Annotated in this window: 25 protein-coding genes and 1 tRNA gene; 12 read left to right on the forward strand and 14 right to left on the reverse strand. The window is 60.4% G+C overall.

The features are described 5' to 3' along the window. Positions 1-276: 276 nt before the first annotated feature. The 3 genes from QMG28_RS06405 to QMG28_RS06415 all read right to left on the reverse strand — a co-directional run bounded on the left by QMG28_RS06405 (position 277) and on the right by QMG28_RS06415 (position 3,110). On the reverse strand, positions 277-1,566 hold the full coding sequence (locus tag QMG28_RS06405; protein WP_281841384.1) for a hypothetical protein: 1,290 nt from the start codon (positions 1,564-1,566) through the stop codon (positions 277-279). Then, positions 1,563-2,021, reverse strand: a complete 459-nt coding sequence (locus QMG28_RS06410) for a hypothetical protein (protein WP_281841385.1) — start codon at positions 2,019-2,021, stop codon at positions 1,563-1,565. The genes QMG28_RS06405 and QMG28_RS06410 overlap by 4 nt, the downstream gene beginning before the upstream one ends. Before the next feature lie 114 nt (positions 2,022-2,135). Then, positions 2,136-3,110, reverse strand: a complete 975-nt coding sequence (locus QMG28_RS06415) for a hypothetical protein (protein ID WP_281841386.1) — start codon at positions 3,108-3,110, stop codon at positions 2,136-2,138. A gap of 437 nt (positions 3,111-3,547) precedes the next feature. Here QMG28_RS06415 and QMG28_RS06420 point away from each other — a divergent pair, with 437 nt between their 5' ends. The 11 genes from QMG28_RS06420 (at position 3,548) to QMG28_RS06475 (ending at position 14,628) form a co-directional block, all read left to right on the forward strand. Continuing rightward, positions 3,548-4,570, forward strand: coding sequence for a LacI family DNA-binding transcriptional regulator (locus tag QMG28_RS06420; protein WP_281841387.1), 1,023 nt, complete (start codon positions 3,548-3,550; stop codon positions 4,568-4,570). 119 nt (positions 4,571-4,689) lie between these two features. Next, positions 4,690-5,778 (forward strand): ABC transporter ATP-binding protein, encoded by a 1,089-nt coding sequence (locus QMG28_RS06425; protein WP_281841388.1) that lies wholly within the window; start codon positions 4,690-4,692, stop codon positions 5,776-5,778. Positions 5,779-5,831: 53 nt separating this feature from the next. Further along, positions 5,832-7,202 carry an extracellular solute-binding protein gene (locus QMG28_RS06430; RefSeq protein WP_281841389.1) on the forward strand — a complete coding sequence of 457 codons (1,371 nt, stop codon included), beginning with the start codon at positions 5,832-5,834 and terminating at the stop codon, positions 7,200-7,202. Positions 7,203-7,266: 64 nt separating this feature from the next. Next, positions 7,267-8,115: a carbohydrate ABC transporter permease gene (locus tag QMG28_RS06435; protein ID WP_281841390.1), complete on the forward strand. Its 849-nt coding sequence runs from the start codon at positions 7,267-7,269 to the stop codon at positions 8,113-8,115. Continuing rightward, positions 8,115-8,945 (forward strand): carbohydrate ABC transporter permease, encoded by an 831-nt coding sequence (locus QMG28_RS06440; RefSeq protein WP_281841391.1) that lies wholly within the window; start codon positions 8,115-8,117, stop codon positions 8,943-8,945. The genes QMG28_RS06435 and QMG28_RS06440 overlap by 1 nt, the downstream gene beginning before the upstream one ends. Then, a complete protein-coding gene (locus QMG28_RS06445) occupies positions 8,942-9,664 on the forward strand; it encodes an SDR family oxidoreductase (protein ID WP_281841392.1) in 723 nt (240 codons plus the stop codon). The genes QMG28_RS06440 and QMG28_RS06445 overlap by 4 nt, the downstream gene beginning before the upstream one ends. After that, entirely contained in the window at positions 9,661-10,410 is a 750-nt protein-coding gene (locus QMG28_RS06450; protein WP_281841393.1) for a creatininase family protein, read from the forward strand. The genes QMG28_RS06445 and QMG28_RS06450 overlap by 4 nt, the downstream gene beginning before the upstream one ends. A 17-nt stretch (positions 10,411-10,427) precedes the next feature. Continuing rightward, positions 10,428-11,354, forward strand: a complete 927-nt coding sequence (locus QMG28_RS06455; RefSeq protein WP_281841394.1) for a phosphotriesterase family protein — start codon at positions 10,428-10,430, stop codon at positions 11,352-11,354. Positions 11,355-11,357: 3 nt separating this feature from the next. Beyond that, complete coding sequence (gene xylB, locus QMG28_RS06460) at positions 11,358-12,869, forward strand: xylulokinase (protein WP_281841395.1); 1,512 nt, start codon at positions 11,358-11,360, stop codon at positions 12,867-12,869. A 23-nt stretch (positions 12,870-12,892) separates the two neighbouring features. Beyond that, entirely contained in the window at positions 12,893-13,870 is a 978-nt protein-coding gene (locus QMG28_RS20940; RefSeq protein WP_307726345.1) for a 2-dehydro-3-deoxy-6-phosphogalactonate aldolase, read from the forward strand. A gap of 362 nt (positions 13,871-14,232) precedes the next feature. Further along, positions 14,233-14,628, forward strand: coding sequence for a helix-turn-helix domain-containing protein (locus tag QMG28_RS06475; protein WP_281841396.1), 396 nt, complete (start codon positions 14,233-14,235; stop codon positions 14,626-14,628). Between the two features lie 95 nt (positions 14,629-14,723). Here the strand turns inward: QMG28_RS06475 and QMG28_RS06480 are convergent, their stop codons facing one another. Continuing rightward, positions 14,724-15,182, reverse strand: coding sequence for a very short patch repair endonuclease (locus QMG28_RS06480; RefSeq protein ID WP_281841397.1), 459 nt, complete (start codon positions 15,180-15,182; stop codon positions 14,724-14,726). Positions 15,183-15,260: 78 nt separating this feature from the next. Here QMG28_RS06480 and QMG28_RS06485 point away from each other — a divergent pair, with 78 nt between their 5' ends. Continuing rightward, on the forward strand, positions 15,261-16,760 hold the full coding sequence (locus tag QMG28_RS06485; RefSeq protein ID WP_281841398.1) for a DNA cytosine methyltransferase: 1,500 nt from the start codon (positions 15,261-15,263) through the stop codon (positions 16,758-16,760). 9 nt (positions 16,761-16,769) lie between these two features. Here the strand turns inward: QMG28_RS06485 and QMG28_RS06490 are convergent, their stop codons facing one another. The 10 genes from QMG28_RS06490 to infA all read right to left on the reverse strand — a co-directional run bounded on the left by QMG28_RS06490 (position 16,770) and on the right by infA (position 26,173). Then, positions 16,770-17,534 carry a DUF6339 family protein gene (locus tag QMG28_RS06490; RefSeq protein WP_281841399.1) on the reverse strand — a complete coding sequence of 255 codons (765 nt, stop codon included), beginning with the start codon at positions 17,532-17,534 and terminating at the stop codon, positions 16,770-16,772. Further along, on the reverse strand, positions 17,531-18,442 hold the full coding sequence (locus QMG28_RS06495) for a hypothetical protein (protein WP_281841400.1): 912 nt from the start codon (positions 18,440-18,442) through the stop codon (positions 17,531-17,533). Before QMG28_RS06495 ends, QMG28_RS06490 begins: the two co-directional genes overlap by 4 nt. Positions 18,443-18,447: 5 nt before the next feature. After that, positions 18,448-20,259: a hypothetical protein gene (locus QMG28_RS06500; protein WP_281841401.1), complete on the reverse strand. Its 1,812-nt coding sequence runs from the start codon at positions 20,257-20,259 to the stop codon at positions 18,448-18,450. Further along, positions 20,256-21,254 (reverse strand): PD-(D/E)XK motif protein, encoded by a 999-nt coding sequence (locus QMG28_RS06505; RefSeq protein ID WP_281841402.1) that lies wholly within the window; start codon positions 21,252-21,254, stop codon positions 20,256-20,258. The genes QMG28_RS06500 and QMG28_RS06505 overlap by 4 nt, the downstream gene beginning before the upstream one ends. Then, positions 21,247-23,823 (reverse strand): Z1 domain-containing protein, encoded by a 2,577-nt coding sequence (locus tag QMG28_RS06510; protein ID WP_281841403.1) that lies wholly within the window; start codon positions 23,821-23,823, stop codon positions 21,247-21,249. The genes QMG28_RS06505 and QMG28_RS06510 overlap by 8 nt, the downstream gene beginning before the upstream one ends. Positions 23,824-24,010: 187 nt before the next feature. After that, positions 24,011-24,085: transfer RNA gene (locus QMG28_RS06515), tRNA-Phe, on the reverse strand. A 79-nt stretch (positions 24,086-24,164) separates the two neighbouring features. Beyond that, the gene (locus tag QMG28_RS06520) at positions 24,165-24,347 is read right to left on the reverse strand and encodes a DNA gyrase inhibitor YacG (protein WP_281841404.1); all 183 of its coding nucleotides are present in this window, start codon (positions 24,345-24,347) and stop codon (positions 24,165-24,167) included. Further along, positions 24,344-25,378: a ribonuclease E/G gene (locus tag QMG28_RS06525; RefSeq protein WP_281841405.1), complete on the reverse strand. Its 1,035-nt coding sequence runs from the start codon at positions 25,376-25,378 to the stop codon at positions 24,344-24,346. Before QMG28_RS06525 ends, QMG28_RS06520 begins: the two co-directional genes overlap by 4 nt. Next, complete coding sequence (locus tag QMG28_RS06530; RefSeq protein ID WP_281841450.1) at positions 25,375-25,971, reverse strand: Maf family protein; 597 nt, start codon at positions 25,969-25,971, stop codon at positions 25,375-25,377. Before QMG28_RS06530 ends, QMG28_RS06525 begins: the two co-directional genes overlap by 4 nt. Next, positions 25,955-26,173 (reverse strand): translation initiation factor IF-1, encoded by a 219-nt coding sequence (infA, locus tag QMG28_RS06535; RefSeq protein WP_281841406.1) that lies wholly within the window; start codon positions 26,171-26,173, stop codon positions 25,955-25,957. Before infA ends, QMG28_RS06530 begins: the two co-directional genes overlap by 17 nt. Between the last annotated feature and the right edge of the window lie 72 nt (positions 26,174-26,245).

Consider the following 26,245-nt stretch of genomic DNA (forward strand, 5'->3'; position numbering starts at 1 on the left):
GATGTATATTGAAGCTATTAGGGAGCGCGTTCCGGCGCTCTGCCCTGGCCACGTCGTCACAAGGCACCCAACCCAGACGACAAAGGGAGATCGACGTCCCTGCCATGCGCTGTAGACGCTCGTCCACGCAGGGCGCGAAACTCGAGATAAGTTGCCAGGATTGGCTCAACTCATGATGCCGGGCCTCATGGACGAACGCCCGAGCAGGAAGCCCGCACACGATATTCCGAGCGCAGGCTTCAAACACATCATGCTTTCCTCGAGCCGAATGGCCGCTCAGCTACGCCACGCGTGAGTGAGCCCCTTGAGCGCCGTGTCGAAGCGACGGTTGAGATCAACATAGGACAACAGGCGCCCCTTCTTCCCGAGTTTTGTCGGTCGCGTTCGGCTCTTGCCTGACACCTGTTGCGCCCGGTTCACGGCCTCGATCGACCGGTGCAGGCGATCGAGCGCATACACGCCACAGCACCCGAACACTGACCGCTCCGTAACTTTCACGGAGAATGGCAGGCGTTCGGTGTCACACACGTTGCCGATCGTAGGCAGGTAGAACTCGAAGAATGCCTGCCGGATCGCCTCGAACTTGAAGCCGTAGAGGTCGCCGACAGTGGCCAAGCCAACCGCGCCATGCCCACCCGTCTCGTCGGCGTCTCCTTGCAGGGTGACTTCCAGCCGAGCTCGGCGCTTGGCCGGCACGAGTTGTTCTGCATCACCGGTCTTCGGATCTCGCTTGTCGGTTGTCTTGTCCATGGACTTCAGCACTACGTGGAAGCCGCGAGCTCCGATCCAGAAAGTCCGATCCACCGGCGGCTGATGATAGGTGCTACGTTCGAGCGCCGGCCAATAGCTCTCATCTACTCCCAGCCTCATCAACTGAGCCAGGTTGACAGGCGCTCGACCCAATCGGTCTTGGACAACGAATGTCACGCCGGAGCCCCCATGTGCTCTTCCAAATGAACGAGGGCGGCAGCCTTCCTTCTCAGTCAACGCAGGATGTGGCCTGAGATGACGGCGCGTCAGGTCCACCATTTGCCAACGTAGCCGATTTTGCTCGCGTTCGCTCAGTCGGGATGAACCTCGTACATAGAAATCGACTGAAATCTCGACACCGGCCACTTCAAGCAGGTCGACGGAGTCGACGCCGCACTCGTATCGGCCCACGGTCTGCTCCAACAGCGGCTTGAAATCCGTCGGCTCAGGGTCTTGGAACCGCAGGACGAATTGGTTTCCCGTGTATCCCGTTTCCCGGTTCGGACCGAACACGTAGACGGAGTAGGCACCGCCCTGCATGCCCAGACACTTGCTGACAGCCCTCTGGATATTGATCGCCTGGTGGAGCCCAGGGGTCACGAGGCGAATCTCGATCCAGTCTATTGCGGCCTTCGCCCGATACGCGCTCAAGTCGATATCAGGGTGCAAGACCAAGCGTTGTGCGAGAACCGGTTGGGGTTTTCGGCCGGTCCTGCCTGTGTAGGGCTGGGCATCATATGTGACAGACAACGGCGCGGCGGTGTCCGGCCACTCAGGAGGCTCGAGAAAGGCGAGGGAAATGTCGAACCTGCTCATTTCAGCAGCCCCTCATCGGATTGCGGACCAGACTCAGGCGTGGTCAGGCGGCGTGGGCGGTTGGCGCGCCAAAGATTAATACGCTCCAAACGCACTTCGCGGCTGACAACCAGCCTTACTGGTATTGGGGGAATACCTTCGGCGGAGTCCAACAAGCGATCACGTCTGTCACGCCCAGAATTCACCCAGTCTTCATAAAACGACCAATAGTCTTCGGGAAGGGCTGCAAGCAGGCGCCTTTCTTCTACTGGCAGATCAATCGAGAGCTCGATGATGCATTGGAGCAGAACGGCTCTGGTCGACTGAACGAGCGCTATGCGTTGGAAATGTCTGAACCAGTATGGGTCTTCGCCGTTTGGATCTTCTTGTTCCAAGATCCATTGGTGTCCATCGTGGCTCAGGCGTATTTCCGGTTCGATTTCCAGGTAGAACAGTACTTCGTGATCCCGGTTCATTGGGCGTATGTATCTGGCCATTGGGCAAATCTCCTTCGTTCACGAAATCGATTTCGTGTTGCTTCGGTTGATGGGGTCTTTGGGAACGGAGCGGCTCGGAGCCGCTTCGGGTAGTTAGGCTTGGTGTTCTCGCGCCCGGCGGTTAAGCTCGTCCCGCGGCACGCGACGCCAGTCCACGCCGCGGACGCGGGTCCACCGGCCTTCCGGTGTCGGACGTCGCCATTCGGGGAAGTGCATGCGCTGCAGGGCAGCGAGGGCTTCATCGAAGCTTTCGAACTCCCGTTCGGCCCCGTCGCTGTCGACCAGGTACTTTCCGTCGCGTTTCACTCCAGGATGAAAGATGCTGCCGTCCTTCGCGATCGGCACGAAGGCGACCTCCCCCATGCCCTTGTCGGCCTCGACGATTGATGGAGTGTCATCCTGCTCCTTCCAGATCGATGGGTAGTAGTCCTTCTGAACCGACAACCACGAGGCTGCTTCAGCCGCCTCGATCTTCAGCTGTGTTCCCTCGATCTCTTTGGATTGACCTGCCAATTTGTTCTTGATCGTCTGCAACGCCCTACCGGACAGGACTGACAGCTCTTCAGCCGACAAAGGCTGACCGTTGTCGAGCTTCCAACGCGCCAGCGATTTGTGGATCACTTTCAACAAGCGCTCGTCATCGAGCTTCCAGGTCTCGGCCGGCAAGATTGCAAGCAATTGTTCCGCAGTGCGGATTTGCCCGGCAAGAACTTGGCGGCGTTTCTCGTCGTCCCGGGTTTGAGTCAGGACAACCCCGAAGTCGCAGTAAGCGGTCAGATCATGCAGAAGCTGCCCGAGCCGCGTCTCGGAGAAGATGAGACCGAAGTTGTCATCGAGGTGCTCACGCCAGCCATGTTTGGAAATGTCACCGTCGGGCAACGCGTACCCGATCATTGTGTTGAATCCGATGGTCGCCGTTTCAGTCCCGAAGAAGATCTCGCTCAACTGGTGCATCTTCTCGAGAGATTCAATCATACCATCTTCGAAGAAGCCTTCGTTTCCGAAGGTATCTATGAACTCGGATATGCGACCCTCGACTTCCTCATGGATGCCTTCTGAAAGTGTCATGTTGATCCTCTTTGGTCCTTCAGTGCGGTACTTGATACTTTCCTGACGCATACTTTGTGGAGAAACAACCAAAGATCAGGTATGAATTTCAGTACTGCCTACTCCCTCTAGATATCAGAGATGACGCAATCGGAGCCTAAACTGTGAACGCTGCCGTGGGATAGGCGCGCTATTTGCCGATATCACGTGCACGGTACGGTGTTCGAAGTCCTAGGTAGGGACGGGCGCCATATAGGGCCTTCCCGCCAGAGGAATCCGTGGCCGGTGCGGATCCTTGGAGAGGCGATTCTGGCCGCGCCCGAACCAAATCCGGTAAGATCAGCTTCAGAAACTGCGCCCCCATGCTGCCACACTCAGCATGTAACAGGCAGGTTGATTGCGTCGGTGACAAGGCTGGAATAATTTCGGGCGACTCTGATCCACGGGAAATTGTCTGCATGTCTTTGAATTCAACCTCACGCCGACCGACGTTGGCTGACGTTGCCAAAGCTGCTGGGGTGTCGCGCAGCCTCGCATCACTGGCCTTACGAGGCGAAGGGAACGTGCGGTCCGAAACTCGGGCCCGGGTCGAGAAGGTCGCCCGTGAATTGAACTACCGCCCCAATCTTGCGGCCCGTTCACTGGCCAGCGCACGCACATCCTACCTCGGGGCCATCGTCGGGGATGTAACCAATCCTCTGCAGGCTCAGATTGCCCGGTTTGCCGCGATCGAGGCGGAAGCACAGGGGTATCCGACGATCGTGTCGCTCGATGCCGACACCGACGAGAAAGCCGAACATGCCCTAGAGTCCTTGCTGGCCCATAGAGTGGCGGGTGTGATCCTGATCGAGTCCCCCTATGAGAAGCCCGCGATTGCGAAGATCGCTCAACGTATTCCGAGCGTTTATATCGGTCGACTGCTCAAGATCGTGGATATCGACAGCGTCACGACCGACCATGTCGCCGGCGCCACGAGCGTGGTCGACCACCTTGTCGCACAGGGATGCCGGCGGATATTGCATGTGGGCGGCGGCGCCTCGCCGGGCGCCGAACGGATGCGCCAAGGCTATCGCGCGGCGATGGAACGACATGGCCTGAACGACGAGATCAGCATTATCGAAGCCGCGTATACGGTAGATTCCGGGGCACAAGCGGGACGCGAGATCTTCGATGGGGTTCGCCCCGTGCCGGAAGCCATTTTCGTCTGCAATGACCTGGCCGCAATAGGTGTGATTAATGTCGCCGCACGGCGCGGAATCCCGGTTCCAGACCGCGTGCGAGTCGTCGGCTATGACGATGTGATGCTCGCAGGCACCGAAACCCTCTCACTCTCGACCGTCAACCAGCCCGCACACGAGCTCGCACGCAAAGGCGTCTCGGCGATTGTCCACCGCCTCAAACACCCCGAAACGCCTGTTTCCAAACAACTTGTGGCACCTGAACTGATCGTGCGACGCAGCTCGACGTCCCCCCTTTCCTGATCATTTCCGTTTCACCTTGACAATAACGGGACCTCCATATTTATTGTCGTTGGAGCGCTCCAACGATCCCTGATGCGGGATGCGCTGATTGCACGGAATTGCATCAAGACGGGGGAAATATGGTAGCGATACGATTGCAGGACATCCGCAAGTCTTATGGCCCTGTCGAGGTGATCAAAGGCGTCAGCTTCGAAGCCGAGCAAGGCGAGTTTGTCGTGTTTGTTGGCCCTTCCGGGTGCGGCAAATCCACGATTCTGCGCATGATTGCGGGATTGGAGAAGCCGGACAGCGGTGAGATCTATTTCGGCGATGACCGCTACACCGACGTCCCTCCCGGCAAACGTGAAATCGGCATGGTGTTCCAGTCTTACGCGCTCTATCCGCACATGTCGGTTGCCGACAACATGACTGTGAGCCTGCGTTTGGCAGGCGTGCCCAAGACAGACCGCCGCAAACGCGCTGTCGAGGTCGCGAGGATGCTCAAACTAGACGAGCTCCTCGACCGCAAGCCGGCAGAACTGTCCGGTGGTCAGCGCCAGAGGGTAGCCATCGGCCGCGCCATCGTTCGCGACCCTAAAGCGTTTCTCTTTGACGAACCGCTGTCAAACCTTGACGCGGCCTTGCGAGTCGAAACCCGGCTCGAGATCAGTCGGTTGCACCAGCAGATCAACACCACAATGATCTATGTGACGCACGATCAGACCGAGGCCATGACCATGGCCGACCGGATCGTTCTTCTCGACGCGGGACAGGTTGTGCAACAGGGCACGCCGCTTGAGCTCTACCGCAACCCCGCCAACCTGTTCGTCGCCACATTCCTCGGCTCGCCGAAGATGAATGTCCTCGATGTTGCCGCCGTGTCGCGCGACGGGACCACAGCCCAGCTCACCATGGCTGGCGCGTCGCATGTGAGCGTGACCTTGCCATCGCCTGAAACTGCCGACCCGAAATCCATCGGTGTGCGCCCTGAAGATACCCGGATCGTACCGGAAGGTGAGGGCGTGCTGAGCGGCACAATCATTTCGGCCGAACACCTTGGCAGCGAGGTGCTCGTCCATACCGAGACCGCGGCAGGGCAGATCATTGCCAAGATGCCGCCCGACTTCTCGGCCCATGCGGGAGACACCGTGTGGGTCGGGTTCAACGTGGCACGCGCGCATCTCTTCGATGCCGATGGGCTGACGATCAACAACCACGCCAGGCAATGAGCTGTGGGGTCACACACCGTCGTGACAGACGGGGAGGTCTAGAAAGGAATGAAATGAGTATTCACTTCAAACAACGTGCGCTGGTTGCGGCATGCGTGGCCAGTTTCGCCGCTTCTCCGGCGCTCGCACAAACTGAGATCAACGTGGTTGGTTTCGGCGCAGGCTTTGCCTGGGCCGACCTGTTCGGCGCCACCGGCGCCGAGAAAACCCAGAAGCTGCTCGATTTCGAGAAAGAGCACGATATCGTCGTGAACATGGAATTCGCCGACGAAGACGTGGCGCGCCAGAAGGTGCTTCTCGATCTCGTCAATGGCACTGGCGACTATGACCTGGTCATGCTCGGCAGCGACGGCGCAGTTCAGACCTTCTCCGCTGCCGGCTATCTCGAAGCGCTCGGACCGTATCTTGAAACGGCGCCCGACCTGTTCGACCCGGCGAAGGTCTACCCGCCGTTCCTCGAAGCCAACACGGTCGCCGGCGAATTGTACGCCCTGCCCTACTATTCCTTCGGCGCCGGCGCGGTCTATCGCAAGGACCTGTTTGACAAATACGGGATCTCCGAATTCCCGAAGACCACCGAAGAAATGGCGACGGCCCTCCAGACCCTGAAAGACGGCTTCGCCGCTGACGGGATCACCGACGTTTACCCGCTGACCATGCGCGGTGCGCCGGGCGAAGAGCCCTCGCTCGACCTCAACGGCTTTGTCTACGCCTATGCCGGCTATCCGGCTTGGTTCGAAGGCGGCCCGACCACCCCGGAAGAGATCAAAGCTTCCAAGGCACAGCCTATCTTCACGGGTGACTTCAAGGAGGGCTTCTCCACCTTCGTCAACTGGTCGCGGGAATACGGCCCTCCGGGCATCGCTGGCCACACCTGGGTCGACATGATGAACCTGTACGCCCAGGGCAAGGCTGCAATCCTATTCCCCTCGGCAATCAACGCATTCGCCGGTATTCCGAGCTCCGAAGTTCCGGAAGTGAAAGAATTCAGCGCCTTCGCGCCGTCGCCGGCCGGCCCCTCGGGCAAGGTTGTGCAGAGCTTCTGGACGTTCTCGGTGGGCGTGAGCGCCTTCTCCAAGAACAAGCAAGAGGCCTATGAGGTACTCGCCTTCCTCACCAGCGAAGACGTGATGCGCGATTTCGCCGAAGTGATCGGATGGCCATACACCACCTACCCGTCGATCATGCACAGCCCGACGCTCACCGATAAGTGGCCGACGGAAATGCTGGATCAGATCGAAGCCTCGTTCTACGACGCTGATCCGCATTACTTTCCGTACATCCCTGAGCTGACCGAGTTCATGGATCATATCGGTACCGCGGCCTCTTCGGCCATCTCCGGTGCCCAGACCATCGATGAAGCACTGGACGAGTTGCAGTCCTGGGCGACCGAGCGGATGGACCGCGCCGGGTACTACAAATAATCGCAAGATCTGAGCGTCCGGCCAATCTGGCCGGGCGCTTCCTTCCGACGAGAAAGCGCGACATATGCTGAGAGACTGGCGTTTCTGGTTCTTCCTTCCCACGCTGCTGGCGCTCGGCATCGTCGTCCTGTTTCCGACCGGGTACCTGCTGTGGATGAGCCTGGCCCACTGGATAATTACTGAACCCGGCGTCTACTTCGACGGGCTCGCAAACTTCCGCACTCTGTTCCGCTCGGCGAGCTTCTACGACTCTGCCCGCGTCACAGCCCTCTATTTGTTCTTCTCGACCGTGATCATGATGGTGTTCGCCATGCTCATGGCCCTGGCGCTTCAGCATTCGCGGTCCGGCATCCTGCGTTCGGCAATTGTCCTGCCGCTGGTCATTCCGCCGGTTGTGGCGGGCTTCACCTGGAGGTTCCTTTTGAACGGCGAGATCGGCTTTCTCGGTGCGTGGCTGTTCCCGATGGTTGGTCTCGACGTGAACATGCTTTCGAACCCATCCGGCGCACTTGTGTCCGTGATCATTGCGGATGTCTGGAGTCGGACGCCATTCATGTTCCTGATCTTCCTTGCCGCCCTGCAAGGCATTCCTCGAGACTACTACGAGGCGGTCCGGCTCGACGGGGCGACGGCGGTGCAGGAATTCTTCACTGTTACGCTGCCGCTGATGCGTTCGGCCGTCGCCGTGGCCCTCCTGTTTCGGGTGGTCGATGCGATCAACACTTTTGAGCTCATTTACGTGATGACGAAAGGTGGCCCGGGTCGAGCGACGCAGACCCTCTCGCTCCTCGGCTGGAAGACGGCATTTCAGAACTATGACCTTGGCGGCGCTGCGGCACTCGGTGTGGTGATGCTCGTCGTCACGACGATCAGCGCAGGCATCATGTTTGCACGATTCATGAGGAAAGCGTGATGAGCGGCTACGCAGGACAATCCATCTGGAAATCTCTGGGACGCGCGGCGTTTCTGTCGGTCGCCGTCAGCTTCGTGCTCTTCCCGATCCTCTGGCTCGCACTGGGTTCGGTAAAAACACGGAACGGCGCGCTGGCCGTGCCACCCGAATTCATCTTCCAGCCAGATTTCACGGCCTATACCCGAATATTCACGCAAGGCTTTCTCGGTTCTTTCCAGACCAGTCTCACCATCGCGCTGACCAATGTGGTGCTGACTATGGTGCTCGGAGTGCCGGCCGCCTATGCGCTCACCAGAATGACCGGCAAAGTGCAGGAGAACCTCTCCTTCTGGCTGCTTTCGGTTCGTATGGCGCCGCTGTTTGCCGTGATCATCCCTCTCTATGTTCTATTTCGCGGGATCGGTCTTCTCGATACGCCGATCGCCGTCGCTCTCGCGCACCTGACCCTGACCCTGCCGATGGCGATCTGGATGCTCGTGACCTATTTCCGCTCGATCCCGATCGACTTGGATCAGGCGGCACTTCTGGACGGCGCCACCCGGCTTCAGGTGCTTTGGATCGTGATCCTCCCGATCGCCCGGCCGATGCTGGCCTCTGTCGGGATTATCGTGTTCATCTTCTCGTGGAACGAATTCCTGCTCGCATTCATCCTGACCTCACGCGACGCCCAGACGGTGCCTGTCGCCGTGGCCTCGATGGCCGGGACCATGTCGTTTGACTGGCCGCTCATCGCGGCAGTCTCAATTGTCTCGATGATCCCTGCCCTGCTGTTTGTCGGGGTTGCACAGCGCCATATCGTGTCCGGCCTCGGCGCGGGGGCAGTGAAATGACCAACCACGTGCTCATCACTGGCACCGCAGGCGGTATTGGCCTGGCTCTTGCGGAGGCATTTCTCTCTGCCGGCTGGCAGGTCACCGGGATTGACCGCGACCAGTCTGCGTTGGATCGCCCCGGCTATAGCCACTCCTTTTGCGACATCACCGATGAAACTGCGATGGATTCAGCCTTCGATGAAGCGATGGCTCGCGCGCCGCTGCGAGCGGTAATCGCGAATGCCGCAGTTACTGACATGGCGCATCACACCGTGTTGGAACAAGATTACGCCACCTGGCGCAACGTACTCGACGTCAATGTGAACGGCGCTTTCGTCACGGCGCGGGCCGGGGCCCGCCGACTCGCACCAGTTGGCTCAGGAAACATCACCTTCATCACGTCGTCGCTCGCCTTCCTCAATCAGGCCAAGGCGAACGATGGCCCCTACTGCGCTTCGAAATCGGCCGTAGAAATGTTGATGCGCGTGCTCGCGTTGGAGCTCACCAGCAGCGGCGTGAACGTCAACACCCTGTTCCCCTCGACGAAGATCGCCACAGGGTTCTTCGCCGGCGCCAGCACCGAGGAACAGGCCGAACTCGATCCACCAACGATTCTGAACGACACCGCATTGTTCCTGGCCAACCTGACCCCGGGAGCTCTGACCGGGCATTCGCTCGATCAGCAACGCTGGGATAGCGACCCCGCATATCGGGCAGAACTTGGAGGACACAGATGAGCGAACCGATGTTTCTGGAAATGGGAAGAGCGACGCGGCCCGAGATCGAGGCCTTCGTCGCGCGCTGCCCGGTCGCAATCGTCCCACTGGGCTCGACCGAACAGCATGGACCGCATTTGCCTACGGCGACCGATACGATCATCGCCGAGGCGATCGCCAAACGCACCGCCGAAAGGAGCATGGGGCTCATCCTGCCGGGCCAGCCCTATGGCTATGCTTGGGTCTGGAAAGGTGTGCCCGCTTCGCTGACGATGAACTTCGACAGCTACGTGAAGATGATCCACGATACCGCAGAAAGCCTGGCGTCCTGGGGCGTCAAGGCGATCTATTTCATGTCCGGGCATGGCGCAAATTCGCAAGTCGTCAAACACGCACTGCGTGAGACCATCTCCGACAAGATCGACGTGAAAATACTTTACGGCATGTACGAGGGGATCAGGGAGATGGTTTCAGAGGCCGACAGCGATGACTGGCTCGGAGATCTGCACGCAGAGGAAATCGAAACCTCTCTGATGCTCGCCCTCGCCCCGGAACTGGTGCAGATGGACAAGGCGGTGCGCGATTATCCCGACGCCCCGGCCGACTACGGCAAGTCGGAAGAATCCATGCGTCACGTGATGAATACCGGCGTCTTTGGCGACGCCACTCTCGCCACCCGCGAAAAGGGCGAACGCTGGCTCGATCTGGCCGCCGACCGCTCGGCCGCGTTCTGGCTCAACTTTCTCAAACGGCACGACCTGGCCTGACTACAACGGAGATTCAGATGTCCGAAATCATGACAGTCAACGGTCCGATTTCCCCGGATCAACTTGGCATCACCGACTACCACGAGCACCTCTACGTCGAGCCGCCGGGGTGGTTGCACAAGAACGATCCCGACTTCGCTCTGTCGTCGGTCGAGAACTCGGCTGCCGAACTGCGCAGGTTTGCCGAGGCCGGCGGGCGCACGCTCTGCGAGCTAACTGCCGTCGACTTTGGCCGCAACGTGAACAAGATCAAGGCCGTAGCCGACGCCGTGCCCGAGGTCAACGTGATCATGACCGCGGGCTACAACCGCCCCTACTACATGGGCCGTTGGGCACATTCGGTGTCTGAAGCCGACATGGTGCGCGACACGGTGCGCGACTGCATGGTCGGCATCGATGGGACCGACGTGAAGGCCGGTATCATCAAGTGCGGGACAGAGTACAACAACTTTAACGAGGTTGGGCAGAAGCTGGTCCGCGTTGCTGCTGCCGCGCATCTCGAAACCGACCGACCGATCATCACCCACACCACGGCCGGCACGATGGGTTATGAGCAATCCGGGCTGCTGATCGAAAAGGGCGTGAAACCGCACCGGATCGCGCTCAGCCACATGGACCGAAATCCCGACCACGAAGACCATATCCGCATTGCCAAACTGGGCGTCTATGTCGGCTATGACTGCTTCGGCAAGACGAAATACGGCCCCGAAACCGTCCGCCTTGCACTTCTGAAGGAAATCTTTGACGCCGGTGTTCAGGACCGCTTCCTGATCGGCAACGACCTTGGCCGCCCGAGTTACTGGAAAGCCTATAACGGCGGCCCGGGGCTGGACTTCGTGCTGACCGAGTTCCACCAGCGCTTCCTCGACTATGGATTCACCCAGGCAGACTGGGATCTGCTCACGATCGAAAACCCGCGCCGGTTCTTCTCCGGCGAAGGTTGAGCCATGAAAGCATCGCTCGGCATCGATATCGGTACATCTGCGGTCAAGGTTCTCCTTCTGGGACTTGATGGCGAGGTGCTGGCCGAGCGTGCGGCGCCTCACCCCACGGCCCGGCCACATTCCGGCTGGGCCGAACAGGTGCCTGAAGATTGGTGGCGATCGACTGTGGCGGCGGTTTCCGAAGTCAAGAGTGCTGCCGACGCAGAGATCGTTGCGGTGGGGCTTACGGGGCAGTTGAATGGCTTCGTTCTCCTTGACTCGAACGACAGGCCCTTGGGCGATGCGCCGATCTGGCTAGACACCCGCGCCATTGCAGAAACTGCCGAGATCGATTCGGCTCATGCCGGCATTCTGCGAGAAAGGGGCGTTACAAGGCTTTCCCCTATCGCCGTGCTCCCCAAACTGCTCTGGCTTGCGCGCCACGAACCTGAACGCCTATCACAGACCCGAAGCATCCTGCTGGTGAAGGACTTCGTCCTTTGGAAGCTGACTGGCATCAAGACAACAGACCCGTCGGACGCAGCAGCAACCGCGATGTACGATTTCGAGACTGGTGACTGGAACCGGCCGCTGTTGGTCGACCTCGACCTCGACCCGGAACTCCTTCCGGAAATCGGGGCCACCGCAAGCATTGGCGGATCGGTGACGAACGAAGCTGCAACCGAGACCGGGATTGCCGCCGGTACACCAGTAGCGCGTGGAGCGGGAGATGTAACCGCGCTTGCCGTAGGAACCGGCGCCATCGAGGGAGGTATCCTTGGCATCACGCTGGGAACCGCCGGCCATGTAGTTCTTGGACAAGACGCCGCGCGTCGCCCCGATCTCGACAGTGAGCTCTGGTGTCTGCCCCACGCCAATCCCGATCGGCTCGCGTGGCTCGGGCTCGTAATGAGCGGCGGACTATCCTTGTCATGGATGCATGAGATGTTTGCCTCGACCGGCAAACCACTCAGCTACTCCGAAATGGAAGCTCTTGCCGCCGAGGTGCCACCCGGGGCATCAGGCGTCACCTTCCTGCCCTTCCTCGAAGGCGCCGCGACGCCTTATGGAGAGCCGCGGATGCGCGGCACGTTCAACGGGCTTTCGCCGGCCTCGACCGCAGGTCACATGTTGCGTTCGGCCATGGAAGGCGTGGCTTTCAATGTGCGCCAATGCGTCGAAGCATTCCAGGCTTCCGGGGCCGAAATCACACAAGTGCATCTGGCCGAAGGCGGTGCTCGCGTCGATCTTTGGTGCCAGATCGTAGCCGACGTGCTTGGTTTGCCGGTGCGCAAGCTAGAGGCCCTGAATACCTCCACGCTTGGGGCCGCGATGATTGCAATGGTTGCGGCTGGGTTGGCTGAATACGACGACCTGCTCACGCCGCAGATGGTGCAAGGAAAGCGGTTCGATCCCGATCCGGCAACGTCACCAATCTACGAAGCGGCCTATCGGCGCTACTGTACCGAAGCTGAAGCTGCGGCGCGTCTGGCCCACGACATGAATTCGACTGCGCCCAGCGCGGCCAAGACCTGACCGCGAATTTGAGAGAGAGACAAATGGAACCTGTCCGTTTCGGCGATAAGCCGTTGATGAGCGACGCGATCATTCACAATGGGGTGGCCTACCTGTCAGGCATGGTCGGACGTCGCGGAACCGATGTTGCGGGTCAAACGCGCGCTGCGTTGGAAGACCTGGACTCGGTTCTGGAACGCGTTGGCAGTGACCGCGACAATATACTGTCCGCCACGGTCTGGCTGTCTGACATCTCTACGATCGGTGAAATGAACGCCGCTTGGGAAGAGTGGTTCGCGCGAGGCCGCGTGCCTGCACGCGCCACCGGCGAGTCAAAACTTGCGCGCGAGAAATACCTGGTCGAAATCACCGTTGCCGCGGCAGTGGTCCGCCCAGTCCCGACTGAAGCCAGCCAGCCTGAGGTGTCCGGTATCGTCGCAATTCTGCGAGGCGTCACTCCCGACGAGGTTCTTGGGGTTGGAGAGGCGTTGATCGACAAAGGCGTGACCACGATTGAAGTGCCGTTCAATTCGCCAGATGTACTCGACAGTATTTCCCGCCTGGCTGAGCATTTCGGAGACCGTGCCAATATCGGCGCGGGTACCGTGTTGTCGGTAAGAGATGTCGACGCCGCCGCCGCAGCCGGAGCCAGGTTCGTGGTGTCGCCCAACACCAATCCTGCAGTCATCACCAGTGCCCGCGCACTGGGACTCGCCGCTTATCCCGGCGCCTTCACGGCGACAGAAGTCTTCACCGCCATTGACGCAGGTGCCAGCGCAGTAAAACTGTTCCCCGCCGACAAGCTCGGAGCCGATGGGATCAAGGCGTTGAGAGCCGTGCTGCCTGCCGGTTTTCCGCTGATCGCAGTCGGGGGCGTCGACGCCGCGAACCTCAGCACATTCCTGGATGCAGGCTGCCAAGCCCTCGGAATAGGGGGATCGCTTTACAAGCCCGGTATGCCCTCCGAGGAGGTGGCCCTGCGCGCCAAAGAACTCGTGGAATCCCTGAACGCAAGAGGCTGACCTACCGCAGCCGCGTTCCCGCGCATCGAAATACCCGACAAGACCTAGAGGCGGCCCGAAATGGCCGCCTTCATACGCTTGAGAGGTTCGAAGTCCTAGGTGGCCAAGGGGGCTATTCAGGGCTTTCCCGCCAAAGGAATCCGTAGCCGGCACGGATCCTTGGAGAAGCGAGAAATGCATCACTCGTTGAGAGCGGCGCACAGCACCGTTCATCCTTGGAGCGGTAAAGGAGCCCGAAATGCGAAGAAGCCGGCCCACGCGCGTTTCTGGGGCTCTCAGGCGCATTCGGGATGCGAACAATACGGACTTTCGCACGCGCACTAGCACTGAGCATCAGACATCAACATTGAAAGGACCATCTGATGCCCTTCAGCTCGACCGCCATCATGCTTGCGAAAGCCATCGAAGCCTCCGAACTCACACAGCGCGAGATCGCCGACCGCGTCGGCTTCCGACAGGCAAACATCATTTCGATGCTCAAGACGGGAGAAACGCGTGTCCCACTTGACCGGATTCCAGCCCTCGCGCGGACACTCGGAATGAACGAGCGCGACTTCCTCCTGACGGCTATCGCAGAATACCACCCGGGCATTCACGAGGTGCTTCTGGATATCTTGGGGCTGCCCCTGTCTGATGCCGAGCTCGGTATCGTCACGATGTTCCGGATGGCGAGTATTCGTGGCGAGATCGAGATCGAGGGGCCGTTGAAGAGCGCCCTCGAAGGACTGCTGGAGCTTGCAGCGTTGGCGAGTCGATGAGGCATGGTGGTGAAAGCCAGGGCCCTTGGAAACAGAACAGCGGGCCTGCCTCACGGCAGACATATTGTTTGCGATAGTAGCCCGAGAGAGAGTTGTTATTTTTCCGTGGCCTCGCGGGGTAGTTCGACATACTTCACATCCGAAGTCAGAAAGGCTGCGATTGCATCAAGTGATTGCGGTTGAAGCTCGGGGATGACAGCGCACTCCCACACCACAGCCACCCTCCAGCCTGTCTGAAGCAGATTCCGAATGTTGCGTTGATCCCGTCGAATATTCTCATCGAATTTCGCTTGCCAGAAATCAACACGAGACTTCGGCATATATGCCTTGGGGCACCCGGGGTGACGATGCCAGTAGCACCCATGCACGAATATGACCGCGCCCCACTTCGGAAACACGATATCAGGCGACCCCGGAAGACGCTTGTCGTTCACGCGATACCGGAAGCCGCGAGCGAAAAGCCCCTTCCTCAGAGTCACCTCGGCCCTTGTATCCCGACCACGGATCCGCGACATCATTCGTGATCGGACTTCGGGTGCGACGATATCGGCCACGAGATCCCTCCATGATGATCATGGGCCTGGAACTTTCTCCCAGACAGGATAGAACCAGGACCACGAAAAGGAAAACACATGGCGCGCCAGTTCGGTATCGTTGATCTGTTTGCAGGCCCGGGCGGCCTCGGGGAGGGCTTCTCAGCCGCGGGGCGCGAAACCGACACGCGCATGGATATCCAGCTGTCGATCGAGAAGGAGCCGACGGAGGTACAGACACTGCGCCTGCGAGCTTTCCTCCGTAGCTTCGGTGATCGGTTTCCCAAGGAGTACTACGACCACCTGAACGCCGGGAAGCCCCTTCCGGACTGGTCCGAACTCTACCCGGCGCAATGGAAGCACGCGGAGGACGAGGCCAGGCGCCTCGAGCTCGGTCAGCCCGGGGTCTTCGAGGAGATCACCGAGGTTCTCGATCGCACACGGGAGAGCTTTCACGGTGACACTATCCTGATCGGCGGGCCTCCGTGTCAGGCCTATTCCCTCGTCGGCCGCGCGCGGAACAAAGGCAAGATCTGCTACGTTCCAGAAGACGATCACCGGCACTTCCTCTATCGCGAATACGTCAACATCCTAGACCGGCTGCATCCAGCGATGTTCGTGATGGAGAACGTGAAAGGGATGCTGTCGAGCAAGGTCGGCGGCGGTGAGATATTCCAACGCGTTCTTGACGACCTCAGATCAGCGGGCGACGGCTACACCCTCTTTCCCCTCGCCTCTCCAATCGCGGAAGACGAGCCAAATGCGCGGGATTTCATCGTCCGGGCAGAGCAGCACGGCGTACCGCAGGCCCGTCACCGGGTCTTCATCGTTGGCATCCGGACGGGCCTAGCCATACCGGCAGCGGGATCCATACTACTTGAGAAGGTCAACTCACCGGTGAGTGTGGAACGGGCCATCTTCGACCTCCCCGATCTTCGCAGTGGCCTAAGCCGTGGCGATGATCCGGATCGGTGGCACCAGCAAGTCCTCGCGCAGGCCGAAAGGATCCTCGCCTCCAACGCTGTCCCTGAGGATGTCCGCCGCGCGCTTGCTTCACTGAAGAAGAACGGCCTCGCCCAAGCAACATCTCGCATTGCCTCGTCGGCCACCGCACGCACCGCGGACGTGCCCCCGCGACTGCGGAAATGGCTTTCGGACAAAAGGCTGCACCGGATTCTGCATCACGAGACTCGGGGACATATCCCGGACGATCTGGGGCGGTATCTCTATGCCTCGACCCACGCGATCGCCCGAAACGACTTCCCGCGCCTCGACGAATTCCCGGACTTCCTGCAGCCCAACCATGCCAACAAGGACAGCGGAAAGTTCAAGGATCGATTCCGTGTGCAGGTCAAGGGTCGCCCATCAACCACGGTGACAAGCCATATCTCGAAAGACGGGCACTACTTTATCCACCCGGACCCCCGCCAAGCCCGGTCCCTGACGGTCAGAGAGGCCGCACGGCTGCAGACTTTCCCGGACAACTACTACTTCATGGGCAACCGGACACAGCAGTATCACCAAGTCGGTAACGCGGTTCCGCCCTACCTCGCATCGCAGATCGGGCGGGTGGTGCGAGACTTGTTGGAGCAGTCCTGAGTCGGGCCTTCAGTTGCCGGTTTCAGAACCGATCGAAGCGTTGAAAGCGTGCGCTATCTCGGCGGCCAAGTCATCATCATCAAGGTGGGCAAGATCGATCACCTGGTTGCGCACCCGGATGAAGATCGTGGCGCGACGCATCACGTCTTCCATACGTCCCCGTCCGATGAGTCCGGCAATGTCGACCCAAGAACGTGCGATCGCGCGCGAAAGTCGCGCGTCAGAAGAAATCGCCGCCCGTTCAAATATCTGAACCATGGCGTCCTCCGAGAGCTCACGGACGAGCACCCACCTATCAGCGTGTCCCTCTCCGAGGTCGAGCGTCACACCGCGCATCCATAGACGCTGAAATGTGTTTCTGACACCTCCGGCATATCGTTCATGGTTCCGTTCCGGGTATCGCCACTCGACAATCTTGGGAAGCAGTGCTGTTGTCAGGAAGGCCCACACATCATCCCGGAGGAGTTCACCGCTTTGCAGCGATGGATGTGACCCCAACCATATCGCCGCTTCACGGTCGAAATCCGCTCGCGCCTTCTGGCTGTTCTCACCGGGATACCCGCAGCGTGAAGCGATATCTCTCAAACCTCGCGCGAACTCACTCGGGAGGTCGTTGCCCGCGGTTCCGCCGGAGGCTGCAAACCAGACGAAAGGCGAGTTTTCACCAATGATTTCCAGTACCCGTTCGGGTTCTGGTGGGGCTCCATTGGAATCTTGGAGAAGGTGGGAAACACCGATCGTCTTGAGGCGCGGCAGCAAATCAACCCGACTCATTCTTCACCTCCAACCCGCGCAGCAGCGAGGATCGCCGAATGGAACCGCCCTGGCGTCGCCTCGAGCACGGAAAGGATCGAGCGCGCAGAACGGCCCGGAAAGGCCATATCCATCCACCTGCGCACCTGCTCCCCGACCGAGCCTTCCGAGCATTCAGCAAGGTGGTCATCGGCGTCGTCCATTCTGACGACCGCAGAGATCAGCTGGGACATGACGTCGCCAAGGATTGCCTGCAGCGTGGCAGGATCGCCATTCACGAAGCGCTCCGACGTCACAAGATCATCGGAGTTCACATAGACACGCACCGATCCACCGAAATCGCCGTCGAGTGCACCGACACGCCAATGAATGAACCAAGGGGCAAACGAAATGCCCGGATCCCGGAAAGCCTCGGCGAAACTGATGACCTCAATCGGGAAACGCGCATCTCCACCATCCTCAAGAAGAATGTCCTTTCTGTCCGTCCACAGACGGGCACCGACTAGCATGGGAGACAGCGGCCCTGGAGCCACGGGTGCCTTCTCGAGCAGTATGCTCACCTCAAGCCGCAGGCGCCCGGAAAGGCGCTCGGATCCGATCACGGCACCCAGATCCACTTCTGGCTGTTCCTCTGTTAGGGAAGCACCAGCGAGGCGCTCCACACGACGCGGCATTGTGCCAGCGCCTGTCCCCCCCTTCAGGACAACTGTCAAAGCGACGTCTTCCTTATTCAGGTCCAGGGCCTCGGCGATCGCTTCGAAGTCGGGTTTTAACCGTGCATTGACCTCAATATCCCGCTCGTAATCCCAGCCTTCGAGACAATCTTCGGCTTTGAGAAGGGGCTGACCTGGATCACCGATCATCCAACCGCAGAAGCCAACCACTTCATCCGGAAGCGTTAGGAATGGGAATGCGATCCGCCGCTTCATGCCTTTTACCCTTCCTTGAGAAAGAGTTTCACACCCACCGCCGCGCTTTCAGGCATAGGGACGTGGCAGATGACCGTGCCCTCGTTGAAGCCCACCTCAAGAGCACCGGAGGTGCCCTGGAGAACGCCAAGAGCCATCCGTGTCACCTGCCCGTCGAAAGCCACGGATGCGTCAGCGGCGGCGGCCATGCCGCCATCGATCACGATGTAAGGCTCTGCAACGATACGGAGCTTCGGATCGCTCTTATCGTTGACAAGATCAGCCTCGAAGATCGCCGTCCTGACACCATCAGCCATTTCAAGCCGAACGAACCGGGGCGCTGAGAGGGACTTGAGTTTCTTGACACCACCGCGCGAACCTCCGCCGCCTCTACCTGGCCCAGTGGCCGAAGCTTTTTCCAGCAGTTTCCCCATAATCGACGCAGTCGACGCCAGCGAAGGCCCGCGTTCGTTTCCCCCGCCGGTCGCGCCGAGCGGATTGGCATATGTTTTCGCTTCCTCAGATAGCCGGGTCAGGGCGATGTTCACGTAGCTCTTCGCGGCCCCCGTGGGCAGATTCTGCGGAACCCAGTCGTCGTGCGCTGGGGGTTCGGAATCGGCGAACGCCTGCTCGACTTCCTCTTCATCCGAACAGATGAAGACACCGGCCCACTCGAACCGTCCGTCCGGAAACGGTTCGCCATGGACGTATTTCACGATGAGCTCGACCGGGCGCATGAGGGCGATATGGGCAGATTGCTTCGGGATCACGCTCCGTTTCCGGAGCGCCGAAACATGTCGATCCGCCCTCGCGCCTCTACGGATCGAAAGCTGACCGAGGTGCTTCCTTGGACGGATACTGGTGATCGCCTTGGCCTCGTCCCCGTGCCGAGCTCCTTCGAGCGCGCGGGCAAACAGATCGAGCGGCGGGAAGTCTTCTGGATCCGGAACCACAACTACTTCCCCATCGATCTCGAGGCGCAACGCGAGCCGTTTCTCCTGGGCCGTTGATCGGCACATCCGTGGCCAGAAGTTCCACAACACGGTTTCGATGAGGTCGTTCCGCACATCGCTCTGTTCATCGAAGATCGGCGCGATGATCACGATGGTCGTGCCCTCTCGCGCAGTCGTTCGCTCCGGCAGGCCGAGCGCCGCGGAAATCGCCACGGCTTCGCCCGCCTCGAGCGGGTCTACGCCCCCTTCTCCATCGTCCCGACCCCACCAGTGACGGCCGGTGTGACGACGTCGCTCGGAACCTGAGCCAGCGTCATATGCCTCACCGATCCTGCATCCCATCGCTCGCCTGACGGACTGCCCCCTTTCTCGGGCCTGAGTATCGACGAAGATCGTCGAGCAGCCGCTCAGAGCGTAGAGAGACGTCTTGCCGTATCCGTATGTGCCTCCACCTTGGTGCGTATCGCGGGCTGCCCCGACATTTCGCATGAAGTTGACGAAATCGAGGTCTTCTTCTCCATCGGTAGGCGCATCAGCCCGGGTTGGCCCTCCGAGGCCAGTCGTTCCGAAATCGGCGATCTCGAAGACGCGGATCGGACCGTTGTCGAGCGCCTCGGAAAGATCTGCGTGTCGTTCGCCCTCGGGCCGGCGAGCGAACACCTGTGAGCGCAAGACGCGGACCTCATCCTCATTGAGGACGCGCGTCCGCAGCAAGACCTCAGGCCCGTCCCCATTCTGCGCGGCGTCGAGACTGTTCTGCAGGGCTTCGCGAATGACGGTTTGCAGCAAGTTCATGGCAGGGCGACCGAGGAGCTTGCGAAAACCTTCTGCCGCGATGTTTCCGGTCTTGGCGAAGGGCTCGCTGTAAAGATCAAGTGCACTCATGCCATGAAATCCATAAATACGCCCTCAGCTTCGTGGCCATCCAACCGGAACGTGGCCGCTGTGGAAAGGTCGACGCCGTATTCGAGGCTCGTCACTCCGGGCGGAAACGCTTCGTCGGCGAACTCCAACGGCGTGATCCGCGGAAAGCCGGTGTCAACGCGGTAGACCGTCAGCCCCTCGAACGAGAAGGTCACTCGGTTCCATTCAGGCGCTTCGGCATCCAGACAGCCAAGCGCCACAAGCCCCGCAGACAGTCGGCCCTTCTCCGCTCCCACTTTGAGCAGCTTGTCGATCATGGTGGCGACTGAGAGGTCCCCCTGATCCGTCTTCTCAATTCGCACATGCACGAGGTGGATGATGCCATTGCGCGGAGGCAGCAATTGCTCGGCTCCATGAATGACCACCTTCTTTGCATCGGATCTGCTCGAAGTCTTCACCTCGATTGCATTGATTAGCCGACGGAAATCGTGGCGTTGCTCATACGGGCCGACCCAGGCAGACACGGCTTCCGGTGAAACGGTGCACAGACGATCAAGAACGATGAGTTCGCCAATGAGGCCCACGACCTTGTTCTCTGGCACCTCCTCGCCAATCGGCGCCTGTAGCAATGCCCTGAAGTCCGCAATGGCTCCACCGACTGCCTTCGCCGGCGAATGTCCCTCACGAATACGATTCAGGATTTCGCCAACGAGTTCTTCGAAGACACCGCCGAGGCGGTGCTCAAGGAGCATGACATCGATGAACGGCGTGTTGCGCCCGTCAAGTGTGAAGAACGACAAGCCGACATGAAGGTTAGCCCCAGCAACGGCTTCCACCTTTCCCATGCTACCGCCGGACGGCACGAGAAGCCGCGCCTCGCCGCCAGGTCCGACAGCATAGCGCACCGGGCCGAAGCCGGTGTCTACATTGACCGGGGCACTGGGCACCTCGACGTTGCCATCGCCTTCCCCGGAGGCCGCCAACCGACTCCAGATGCTGGACGCCGCCTCATCCATCTGCCGGCTCCTGCTCTCCCAGTTCCTCAAGTTCGTCCTGGTCCTCGAACTGGTCCACGGAAGGCGCATCGAGTTCGACCTGGTAGTAGCCGCCCGATCTGTCTTTCTGACCCGGGAAGACCATGCCGAACCCGATCACGTCCTCCGCCGCATCGAGCGCCACACGGGTTTTCGAGCCGGACTGCGGCGGGGAATTGGCGTCGATCGGATAGATCAGAAGCAGCGGCACCGAGGGCCGCTGAGCCTTGTAATGGTTCCAGTCGTCTGGACCAACGACCGTCCCTTCGACATCGATCAGGATGTCCCGTTTAGACATCAGGGCCTTGATGTCAGCATAGCGGGCGGGCGCATCCTTCAGCTTCGCACGGCGGTTAGTCGGCACCTTCCCGAGCCCACCGAGCTCTCGCGCCGAAGTCGTCCCCTTGCCCGGTGTAATGACACCGACGTGCCAGGTCGCAAGCGCAACCCCGCTCTGATCAAGGTAACCCAGTAGGTGGGACTTCTTCAGGCTCATGTGTTCATCCGAGATCGAGGTATCGAGAATGAACCTGCGGACTGCCTCAAATGGGACATCTTTGAACAGCACACGGCGCTCCCGGTTCACCGGCAGACCGCTGCGGGAAATGGCCTTATCGATCAACGCGGATGCCGTTTTCCAGTTACCTCTGAGAAGGTCAGTGTTCAGATGGTCGAAGCGGATTGTCTGAATGTGCTGCCCGTCGAAACTCATGCTCGTACGGTGGGCATGTTTCATTTTGCTCGCCGCCGTGATCGCCATACCGGGGATCTCCCGGACCCTGACGGCAAAGTCCATCGGCGTCAGCTTCTTCTCTTGATAGTAGTCGATGTCTCTCCGGATTTCTTCCTCGATCACAGCGAGAGACCGAAACTTCGAGATCAGATCCGAGGTTGTCCAGAGCCTAGGCAAGTCGTCGTAACCCCCTCGGTAGCCGAACCATCGCCCCATCTGAAGCAGCGTGTCATATTGCCGTGAAGTCCTGAGGAAATAGGAGACAGTCAGGCCCTCCAGCGTGAGACCGCGAGCGAGAACAGTTCCGCCGACGACAATGGAAGTGGCGGGGCCATTCTCGTAATTCAGCCGCGACTGGCTGATGCCATTCTCGACCGGGAAATCCAAAGCATCGAGCACGGAGCCCAGCTCCGCACGGACTGCATCGAACGCTTCGGGTATCTGGTTCATTTCCTCCGGTGCTGTCCTGCTGCATTCATCTTCATACAGGGTATTGAAACGGGCGGAGATTTCGCCGGTGCCGCCGACGAGATCAGCAGCATGCATCGCCACCCACGACTCAATGAGCTCCGACATGTACTGGTGCTGCGCTACAAACTGCGAAGCATGAACCAGCATCGTCATGTGCTTATCGGCGTGCCCCCGAAGCCGCCGGATTGCGCAGGTCGCAATGAACCAGAGAATCGCATCTTCAAGGCTTCGCGTCATCTCCGGACGGAAACTCTCTTTCTCGGCGTTCTTCGTTGGGCGCACCCGCTCAGGGTCATCGTCCGCGAGGACACGGACCATATCGCGACCTTCAGCTTCATCCTCCGCCGAGTCCGAACCAAAGACCTCCGTGGCCCCGAAATAGCCTTTAGGGCGTTCGAGTGCAGTGATGAAATCGCGGGGGTAAAGATCGTCTAGATCATCGTCGTTGATCGGGAAGGGATTGATGAACACGTTGGCGAAGGGGGTCGCCGTATAGCCGACATATGAGACTGCCGGCAGGGCTTTCAGAACGCGGCGGATCTCCTCGTTAATCCGGGTCATATCGTAGTCACCGCGTGCAGAGTTCACCGAGGCCTGATCACATTCGTCATCGATCAGAAGAACCTTGAGCTTCTTCAGAATGATCGGCGGGGTTTTCTCGATCGTCTTCTTCAATTTCCGAAGACGGCTCCCCTCCTTCTTCATGACGATCAGCTGCGCCTGACCTTCCTGCGGCATGTGAAACGAACGGTTGGGTGGGAGAATGAAATCGCCATCTTCTTCGCCGGTCGTGTAGAGCTGCCAAAGATGCCGATGTCGGTTCACGACGTCGGCGTCGAACCGATCCTGCGTCTGCTTGCGCAGCTTGTTGGTTACACCCCCAAGAACGATGATCAGGTTGTAGCCGGCATCGACCGCCTTCGCGATCACCGCAGTCATGTTGGCTGTTTTCCCTGACTGCACATAGCCGACAACGAGACCTCGACACGCGAACTGCTCACGTGTCGGATTATCGAGAAGGGACACCACCTCGTTCGAGGCCTCGTCGATCGACGCGATCGTATCCGGGTCCCAACCCTTGGTGTTCTCAAGGTAGGAATGGAGTGCCGACCAGTGAGGATCGTTCGGGCCCGGGCCGTCATACCACTTCTCGCGGTCGTTGATAATCGAATGCCGGCGCAGGATTTCTACATCTTGCCCGGAACTTTGCACGACGCGCGCTGCCTCATCGACATCTGCTCGCATGGAATCTTCGAAGCCAGCACCGAACATGTCCGCGAGTTCCTGCTTGATGACATCCGCCACCTCGGCCGCACTTCCGTAGCTCGCGCGTCGATCGCGGATCATCTTTACAAACTTAGAAACTTGAGGAGTGCTATTCACCGCCCAAACCTTTCTCACCATCGCCCCACTTTCGGGAAGGGTAGCCGTGGTCCCGACGAAACCTCAACCTGAAATTGTTTGCCGTGACATCACCGCTGAGAAACGGGAAACGGAAACCGCTCCGGGCCAGCAAACAGAATGATGGTTGAAATGGTGCCCGGGGGCGGAATCGAACCACCGACACGAGGATTTTCAATCCACTGCTCTACCCCTGAGCTACCCGGGCACGGGTGAACGTCTTGCGTTCGGGTCGCGGTTTTCTAGTCGGCGGGCGGGGCGGTGTCCAGAGGGAATTTGCCGGAAATTCAGTGTGGCTTCTGTTGCTGCCGCGCGAGCTCCTCCGCCGCCTCGTCGGGTTCCTCCGCCGCGTCGCCGGGAATGGTGTAGCTGCCGCTGAGCCAGCGGCCAAGATCGACGTCGGCGCAGCGCTTCGAGCAGAAGGGGCGGTATTTGGCGGCGCTCTCCTTGCCGCAGATCGGGCAGCTCATAGAAGGCCCTCCGGCAGCGGGCGGCGTTCGCGTTTGCGTTGCAGCTCGACATTGCCGAGCGGCGTCCAGCCAGCGATGCTCGTCTCGATCGGGTCGGCGCGGAAGGCCGCCTTGAGCGCTCCTTCGAGCTGGCGGCGGTCCTTCTTGGGCGTCGGCGCGAAATCGACGATGATCTGCCCGCCGAGGCCGCGCAGGCGCAACTGTCGCGGCAGGTCGCGGGCCAGCGCGAGATTGGCCTTGATCGCGGCGGCGGGCGACGTGTCGCCCCCTGTGTTCACATCGACGGCGACGAAAGCGCGGGTTGGTTCGATAACGACAAATCCGCCGCCCGCAAGCGGGGCTTTCGGCGTGTATAATGCGGCAATCATCTCATCGACGCCATGAGTCGCGAAGCTCCCGCCCGCATCCGCGAGCAGATCGGGCGCCGGCCAGTCGCGCCAGGCGATCTCGTGCGCGTCGGGGCCGTCGACCAGCAATTCGGGCCTGGCGCCGGTGGCATCGGCCAGCACCGCCTGTGCCAGATCGCGCATCGCGGCGATATCGTTGGCGATCGCGCCGTCATCGCCTTCGGCGGCTTCGGAGCGCAGGATCAGCCCGGTCGTTCCCGGCGCGCCCATCTCCGCATGGGCGATCTCAAGAAGCCGCACCCGCGCCTCTTCGTCATGGATGCGGCGCGAGATATTGATGCCCGGCGCATCGGGGGTGACGATGGCGTAGCGCGACTTGAACAGCACCCGGTCGGTCACCGGCACCGCCTTGCCCTCCTCGGCCCAGCCCGTCACCTGCACGATGAGCGGCTGACCCGGTTTCAGCCCCTTCGCGCCGCGCAGGAAGGCGGAGCCGTCGGGCAGGCGCAGAAACATGCCGCCCTGCCCCTTCACCGGCCTGTCGCAGATCGCGCGGTAGATCGCGCCGGGGCGCGGGGTATCGTCTTCGGGGTCGATCAGCAGATCGTCGAGCCTGCCGTCGACCAGCCGCGCGGCGGCTTTGCGGCCTGCGAGGGTGTCGAGGGCGATCACGCTGCCCTTCATGCCCAGCCCTCGCGCACCGGGTAGCCCGCCGCCTGCAACAGCGCCGCGGCCTCGGCCACAGGCAGCCCCATGACGGCGGTATAGCTGCCCTGAATCCACGGGATGAAGGCCCCGGCAGGCCCCTGGATCGCGTAGGCGCCGGCCTTGCCGTGCCAGTCGCCGGAGGCGATATAGGCGTCGATCTCGGGTTTCGAGAGCCGCTTCATCTTCACCACGGTCACCACGTCGCGCGCCCAGGTGCGGGCCTCGCGGCGCACCACCACCGAGGTGATGACCTTGTGCCGCCGGCCCGAGAGCAGGCGCAGAAACGCCGCCGCCTCGCCGGCATCGGCAGGCTTGCCCATGATCCGGCGGCCAAGCGCCACCGTGGTATCGGCGCAAAGCACCACCTCGCCGGGCGCGGCCTCCATCGCGGCGGCCTTTTCGGCGGCGATCCGGCGGCAATAGTGCAGCGGGGTTTCGCCCGGCCGGGGATCTTCGTCGATATCCGGCGGGCGCACCGCATCGGCAACCAGCCCGAGCGTCGCCAGCAGCTCCGCGCGGCGCGGACTGCCGGAACCGAGGATCAGCTGCGGCTTAGCGGAAGCGGTAATTGATCCGGCCCTTGGTCAGATCATAAGGGGTCATCTCGACCTGCACACGGTCGCCCGCGAGCACGCGGATCCGGTTCTTGCGAAGTTTGCCCGCCGTGTGCGCGATGATGGTATGGCCGTTTTCCAGCTCGACCAGGAATGTCGCGTTCGGCAGGAGTTCCTTCACGACACCGGGAAATTCGAGCAGTTCTTCCTTGGCCATGTTGTCTCCTGTATTCGTTACCCGCCATGCTGCGGGCGCCCCCTAAATGGCCCCAACGCCCCAGATTTTCAA

Origin of the sequence: Sinisalibacter aestuarii, from assembly GCF_027923545.1 — a bacterium.
GTDB lineage: Bacteria > Pseudomonadota > Alphaproteobacteria > Rhodobacterales > Rhodobacteraceae > Sinisalibacter > Sinisalibacter aestuarii.

Coding starts and splice junctions, on each gene's coding strand:
- QMG28_RS06405 (WP_281841384.1), bottom strand. CDS start 1,566: ATGAGCAGGTTCGACATTTCCCTCGCCTTTCTCGAGCCTCCTGAGTGG.
- QMG28_RS06410 (WP_281841385.1), bottom strand. CDS start 2,021: ATGAACCGGGATCACGAAGTACTGTTCTACCTGGAAATCGAACCGGAA.
- QMG28_RS06415 (WP_281841386.1), bottom strand. CDS start 3,110: ATGACACTTTCAGAAGGCATCCATGAGGAAGTCGAGGGTCGCATATCC.
- QMG28_RS06420 (WP_281841387.1), top strand. CDS start 3,548: ATGTCTTTGAATTCAACCTCACGCCGACCGACGTTGGCTGACGTTGCC.
- QMG28_RS06425 (WP_281841388.1), top strand. CDS start 4,690: ATGGTAGCGATACGATTGCAGGACATCCGCAAGTCTTATGGCCCTGTC.
- QMG28_RS06430 (WP_281841389.1), top strand. CDS start 5,832: ATGAGTATTCACTTCAAACAACGTGCGCTGGTTGCGGCATGCGTGGCC.
- QMG28_RS06435 (WP_281841390.1), top strand. CDS start 7,267: ATGCTGAGAGACTGGCGTTTCTGGTTCTTCCTTCCCACGCTGCTGGCG.
- QMG28_RS06440 (WP_281841391.1), top strand. CDS start 8,115: ATGAGCGGCTACGCAGGACAATCCATCTGGAAATCTCTGGGACGCGCG.
- QMG28_RS06445 (WP_281841392.1), top strand. CDS start 8,942: ATGACCAACCACGTGCTCATCACTGGCACCGCAGGCGGTATTGGCCTG.
- QMG28_RS06450 (WP_281841393.1), top strand. CDS start 9,661: ATGAGCGAACCGATGTTTCTGGAAATGGGAAGAGCGACGCGGCCCGAG.
- QMG28_RS06455 (WP_281841394.1), top strand. CDS start 10,428: ATGTCCGAAATCATGACAGTCAACGGTCCGATTTCCCCGGATCAACTT.
- xylB (WP_281841395.1), top strand. CDS start 11,358: ATGAAAGCATCGCTCGGCATCGATATCGGTACATCTGCGGTCAAGGTT.
- QMG28_RS20940 (WP_307726345.1), top strand. CDS start 12,893: ATGGAACCTGTCCGTTTCGGCGATAAGCCGTTGATGAGCGACGCGATC.
- QMG28_RS06475 (WP_281841396.1), top strand. CDS start 14,233: ATGCCCTTCAGCTCGACCGCCATCATGCTTGCGAAAGCCATCGAAGCC.
- QMG28_RS06485 (WP_281841398.1), top strand. CDS start 15,261: ATGGCGCGCCAGTTCGGTATCGTTGATCTGTTTGCAGGCCCGGGCGGC.
- QMG28_RS06490 (WP_281841399.1), bottom strand. CDS start 17,534: ATGAGTCGGGTTGATTTGCTGCCGCGCCTCAAGACGATCGGTGTTTCC.
- QMG28_RS06495 (WP_281841400.1), bottom strand. CDS start 18,442: ATGAAGCGGCGGATCGCATTCCCATTCCTAACGCTTCCGGATGAAGTG.
- QMG28_RS06500 (WP_281841401.1), bottom strand. CDS start 20,259: ATGAGTGCACTTGATCTTTACAGCGAGCCCTTCGCCAAGACCGGAAAC.
- QMG28_RS06505 (WP_281841402.1), bottom strand. CDS start 21,254: ATGGATGAGGCGGCGTCCAGCATCTGGAGTCGGTTGGCGGCCTCCGGG.
- QMG28_RS06510 (WP_281841403.1), bottom strand. CDS start 23,823: ATGATCCGCGATCGACGCGCGAGCTACGGAAGTGCGGCCGAGGTGGCG.
- QMG28_RS06520 (WP_281841404.1), bottom strand. CDS start 24,347: ATGAGCTGCCCGATCTGCGGCAAGGAGAGCGCCGCCAAATACCGCCCC.
- QMG28_RS06525 (WP_281841405.1), bottom strand. CDS start 25,378: ATGAAGGGCAGCGTGATCGCCCTCGACACCCTCGCAGGCCGCAAAGCC.
- infA (WP_281841406.1), bottom strand. CDS start 26,173: ATGGCCAAGGAAGAACTGCTCGAATTTCCCGGTGTCGTGAAGGAACTC.